At 58.4% G+C, this 5,099-nt stretch carries 3 protein-coding genes and 3 pseudogenes; 3 read left to right on the plus strand and 3 right to left on the minus strand.

The genetic code is table 11. The annotated features are described in order from the left end of the window. Both IAG25_RS40800 and IAG25_RS40805 read right to left on the minus strand, forming a co-directional pair. On the minus strand, positions 1-535 hold a 535-nt coding region (locus IAG25_RS40800), incomplete at its 3' end, for an alpha/beta fold hydrolase (protein WP_309244031.1). A gap of 671 nt (positions 536-1,206) precedes the next feature. Next, positions 1,207-2,076 (minus strand): annotated as a pseudogene (locus tag IAG25_RS40805) (manganese catalase family protein). Between the two features lie 949 nt (positions 2,077-3,025). On the opposite strand from IAG25_RS40805, the pseudogene IAG25_RS40810 reads away from it, so the two are divergent. Together IAG25_RS40810 and IAG25_RS40815 are read left to right on the plus strand one after the other, a co-directional pair. Then, positions 3,026-3,553: pseudogene (locus IAG25_RS40810) on the plus strand (EAL domain-containing protein); the annotation flags it as partial. Between the two features lie 98 nt (positions 3,554-3,651). Further along, a complete protein-coding gene (locus IAG25_RS40815) occupies positions 3,652-3,804 on the plus strand; it encodes a hypothetical protein (RefSeq protein ID WP_187609854.1) in 153 nt (50 codons plus the stop codon). A 16-nt stretch (positions 3,805-3,820) separates the two neighbouring features. Here the strand turns inward: IAG25_RS40815 and IAG25_RS40820 are convergent, their stop codons facing one another. Further along, positions 3,821-4,357 carry a hemerythrin domain-containing protein gene (locus IAG25_RS40820; RefSeq protein WP_187609855.1) on the minus strand — a complete coding sequence of 179 codons (537 nt, stop codon included), beginning with the start codon at positions 4,355-4,357 and terminating at the stop codon, positions 3,821-3,823. Positions 4,358-4,707: 350 nt separating this feature from the next. Here IAG25_RS40820 and IAG25_RS40825 point away from each other — a divergent pair. Beyond that, positions 4,708-5,099, plus strand: a pseudogene (locus IAG25_RS40825) (transposase); the annotation flags it as partial.

Genomic DNA, 5,099 nt, shown 5'->3' on the forward strand with positions numbered 1-5,099 from the left:
TCACTCGTCGCAGTTTACAAGTCAACCCGCCAAAGATGTGGGTAAAGACCAGACTTGAAGTGGTGGGAACCACTTTGGCGTCTCTGATTGCGCGAATCAAGACGGCCGTGCCGCGACGCTTACACATCGCCTCGGCTGTGCGCTTCAGCAGGAGGCGCGCGCTCACAGGAGACACCGTATAGCGCATTGCGTCGCCCAGCAGCGGGATTGCCGCCGGTGCGCTAATCGCGGCGTCCAGTCGAGCACTGGGATAGTAGTAACCGGAGACCAACATCAGTCCGCGCACATTCGCGGGAAACTCCACCGCAAGATCAAGGGCAACCAGCGTGCCCCACGAATGGCCTAACACCACCGGACTCTGCAGGTTCAGTGCGTTGAACGCTTGATGGAAAAGGCGGGCTTGCGCCAGGGACGTCCAGAGTCGGTCGCGCGGCCTTTCACTATAACCAAAGCCCGGCCGATCGAACGCGATCACCCGATGCCGTTCGGCCAGTCGATCGAACAGGCCGCTACACAGCCCGTCCTGGAGGGTCACGGAATTCCCATGGAGAAGTACAATGGCAGGACCGATACCCTTTTCGAGATAGTGCAGACGTACCCCGTCTACATCGATAAATCGACCAACGGGTGGGCTATGCCTTTCCGCCTTTCGTACCTGGTACTGGTTCCGAGGCGAGCGCACCGGCGGCAAGTGCCATTGACGGCAGAGCGCGCCCCACGGTGGGGCTATGACGGGTGGGGCTATGACGGGTGGGGCTATGACGGGACAAAAGTTTCACGAGGCCTCAGGGAATTGTCAAATTTGAGAATAAAGCTGCAAGCGTCGCAATGGCGCAGGTAAGGCCGAAAGGGGCCGTCCGCGAAGTGACGCTCAACGCCGCGCCCGGACGCGTGAGCAGCGCCATTGGCAGTTACCGATCGGAACACCATGCTACTGACGCCGCCAACTCGCGGGCGAGGCGCGCCGGCGTATACATCAATGCATGAGCAGGGCCGCGGCTTTTGTAGGCGTTACGCGGGTCGCGATGTCGGCTTGTGCCCGTGTTACCGCCCCCGGCCTCGCGTGCCCGCCCAGTGTCGGCAAGAGTTTGCGCGTTCACGGCGTGTAGTCATAGCGCCGCAGCCTAATTCACGATAAGCAAAGAAATGAATTGAAGCATTGACCGCGCCAAGCGCGGTCAATGCTTCAGATGCGACCTGCTCCGGTCACGCGGCCTTGCCCGAGCCAAGGTCCGCGCCGGTGGTCGGATCCGAGCTCGGATCGGATGCGGTACGCGAGGCCATCGCCTGCAGCGTTTCCACATCCTCTTGAGACACCGTCACGGTAGCCGTTCCGTCGCCGCCGTCGACGGCGGGCTGCGGGTCCTCGACAAACTCCCAATCGCCGCCTTCGTTCCACGGACCCCGTGCGTCGTCGCCTTTGGACATGTTGAAGTACACGCTGGTGAATTGCGGGTCACCCGGCAATTTGCCTTGCGGAAAGTTCGGCTGAATAGAATGTAGCGCTTTTTAGAAGGATTTTTGGTGCGCAATCTCACGCGTCATCAGAAAGCCGAGCGCGTCCTTAATGCCCGGGTCGTCCGTGACATTAATGAGCCGTTCGTAAACGATCTTCGCGCGGGCCTCAGCGGCGATATTGGAACGCAAGTCAGCGGTGGGCTCGCCGATCGTATCGATGTAAGCGGCGGTCCAAGGCACGCCCGCGGAGTTCGTCAGCGGAGGGCCACCGCCGTACAGAATCGAGGTGACGTGTGAGTCATTGCCCGGCCCCGTAAGTGACCGGTAGAGCTCCGCCTCCTGTTCGACGCCCTCGGCCAACTGACCCTTTGCGCCTTTATTGAGCATAGCGACGATCGACCCGATAATTTCGAGATGACTAAGCTCTTCGGTTGCGATATCGAACAGGAGATCCTTGCGACCTGGATCATCTTCCGATACCGCCTGCGTGAAATACCGGCACGCTGCGGCGAGCTCGCCCTGTGGGCCGCCAAATTGTTCGAGCAGTAGATTGGCAAGGCCCGGATTAGGTGCGGCGACGCGGACGGTGTATTGCAGACGTTTGTTGTGAACGAACATCTTTAGCTCCTATGTGAGGACGAGTCGTACCCATGCCTTCGACAAGCGTAATGGGCGTGTTCGATCCATCGATTTCGCAGCAACTGAGGGAATGTCGATGACGTCGATTGCAGCGAGCTCCTGCGAGCCTCAGCGCGTGATCTCGCTGGCGATGGCGGCGGAAGGTGCCGCAGTTGTTAGACTGCTAAGACCGTCGCACACTGCAACGGCCCTTACGAGGATTACAGCAACGGTCATGCCCGCGGCCAAAACCACGCGTAGCCGATCCCGATCGTTAATGAATCATCGCGTCACCGCGGAATGGGGCCGAAGACCGAGCTTCGCCTTTTACCTCAAGCTGGTCGTTGTCTGTTGCGTCAGAGCGCCCGCGTAGCCACGAAGCCCAGCAATCGTTCCGGGTGCGCGGAATGGGATGCGGCGCTCCAAATGCCGAATCCCGCCGCTTGAGGGCTTCGCGTCAGGCTTGCGCCCGGATACCTTCCGCTTTCGGCACAAGTGACGCGTCGGTGCTCCGTGTTTTTCTTGCTCTGTCGAGTCGCCGGACCTCTCTACACCTCGCAGACCCCGGTTCCTCTGCCGCGCTTATCACGAACTCGACGGGATTGGAACGTGCTTCACGTGATGTCCTTCAATGGGCGAAATATGGCTACGGAACTGAGGATCCTATACCTGCTGCCGATCCGAGGAGGGGTGATTGAAGCGAGCGCATGAGACGAAGTGAACGCGGGTGCGAATTGGTAAGCTTATTGCGCTGTTCCCCCAAGCCCTGTGACAGAGCCCGCCGATAACACATGGGCCGGTTTATTCCGACGACTGCCTGAGTACTGCAACATGACTAAAATCGACCGAGAACAAAATCTTCCCCGATCCATTGATGGGGCGCAGCGATGCCAGGGGTGTCGCAGTACGCCCGAGCGGAGCATCGAAATGGCGTTTGCATTTCAACCCATCATTGATCTTTATGCCAAACGCTGTGTATCAGCCAGAGGCATGCATCCGAAGCACCCTTGAGGCCGCGGAAAAATATAATTTTTCCAGTCATCGCATCATATTTGAGACGGTGGAGGGCGAAAATATCATCAGTCGTCGGCACTTGGTCGACATCTTTCGTGCGTACCGGCGCTTCGGCTTCCAGACGGCAATAGACGACTTTGGGGCCGGTTACTCAGGGCTTACCTTGCTCGCCGATTTCCAGCCAGATCTCATCAAACTTGACATGGAACTGGTGCGAGGCGTAGACAGCGATCCGGTTCGACAGAGCATCGTGCGTGGGGTCCTGGCGATGTGCCGTGATCTCGAGATCCGCGTAATTGCCGAGGGGATTGAGACCTTGGCCGAACGCAATTTTTTCGCTGACAACGGCGTGACGCTGATGCAGGGGTATCTCTTTGCCAAGCCCGCTTTTCGAGCGATGCCTTCCGTGAACGCAAGGTGGCTCGTGAAGCGTCATGACGATAGGGATGAGGCGCACGTGTAGAAACGCTCTGTCCCACGGGAAAGCGTATCAATAACAGCTTCTTAACTTTCATCCCAAAGGTGCGACGACTGCTCTAAGCCGCCTCCCCATAGATCGCTATGGCCGATACCGCTAACCGCCGAGTGATTGCGCTCGCGATCGTCGGCGTTGCCATTCTTGGTGTTGCGTACGGTTCAGACAGCGGTCGACGCCAGGTTGAGCGTGTCAGCACACCGGGCGTCGCCAGCGTGTTCGACGCGCTGCGGGGGTGACTGACGGCGAAGTTGTTCAATGCAGGCGCATCGTGTTATCGCCTGCGTCCTTCGGGATCTTCGCATCTAGTTCTTCCTTGCGCCGGATCAGCTTCTTGCCGAGCGCGTTCAGGTCGGCGCCGGACTTTCGCAGCTTAGGGAACAGATCCGACTCTTCTTCTTCGATGTGATGTTGAACCATCTCGCTCATCACTCTGAAGGTCGCATCGAAGCCGGGCTCGCCCGCCTTTAGTGTCGTGAACTTGTCGATCAGCACCTTCACGAGATAGTGTTCGACATACGCTTCTTCGACATCGGGCCGATCGCCTTCGTCCAGCGCTTCCTGCGCGGCCGGATACAGGAGCTCCTCCTCGATCATCGCGTGAACGGTGAGTTCTTCGCAAGCGCGTCGGACGAGTGTGGATTTCGCATCGAAATCGTCGTCCTTCGCTTTTTCAAACGCATCGAACAGCTTCTGAACTGCGCGATGATCGTCCATCAGGAATTCGATGGCGTCGTCAGTTTGCGCGGACCGGGGGATGGCGGTTCCAGCTTGTGTGGGGGGCGTAGGCATCGCGTTCTCCGTTTCAATAATGGGTGTCTACCATTGAAAGCAAAGTGCGGGCCTGCCGATTTTTGTTTTTTGCTTTACAAAGAGTCCCGGCAGTGCAGGGCTTGCACGAAGCGCGCATCATGATTGCGCTACATCTGCGCGAATCGGGTCAGCTGCTTTTGAAGCGCAGTACCTCAGCAGTTGGCCGATCTCGCCGCCGGAATAGACGGCAACGATCCGCATCTCGACGCAAGCTCGCGGACGCTCCGTCGGTGTATGACTAAGAAGCCGTTGTGGAATTAGGAATAGAGCACTGTTAACTTTTCTTGTGAGTTGGTAGCTTCCTGGATTGTTTGCTTATGCAGGAAGCGATGACTAAAGAACTTATAGACGACGAACTGTGGTCATTCATCGAATCGCTGTTGCCTGTTCGGCCTTCGCGCAATCGGCGCCACGCTGGGCGCAAACCGATTGCAGATCGAGCGGTGCTCAACGGCATCATCTTTGTCCTGCGCTCGGGCACGGCGTGGAATCTGCTACCGCAGGAACTCGGTTGGAGCTCGGGCAGCGTGTGCTGGCGTCGACTCGACGCATGGCAGAAGGCCGGTGTCTGGCAACGCATCCACGAAACGTTACTCGGCGAATTGCGCCGACGCGGCCAACTCGATCTGGAGCGCGCCATCGTCGACAGCTCTTCTATTCGCGCCGTATCGGCGGGAAAAAAACTGGTCCGAACCCCACGGACAGGCGCAAGCTCGGCAGC

Origin of the sequence: Caballeronia sp. EK, assembly GCF_014384845.1 — a bacterium.
GTDB classification, from domain to species: domain Bacteria; phylum Pseudomonadota; class Gammaproteobacteria; order Burkholderiales; family Burkholderiaceae; genus Caballeronia; species Caballeronia jiangsuensis.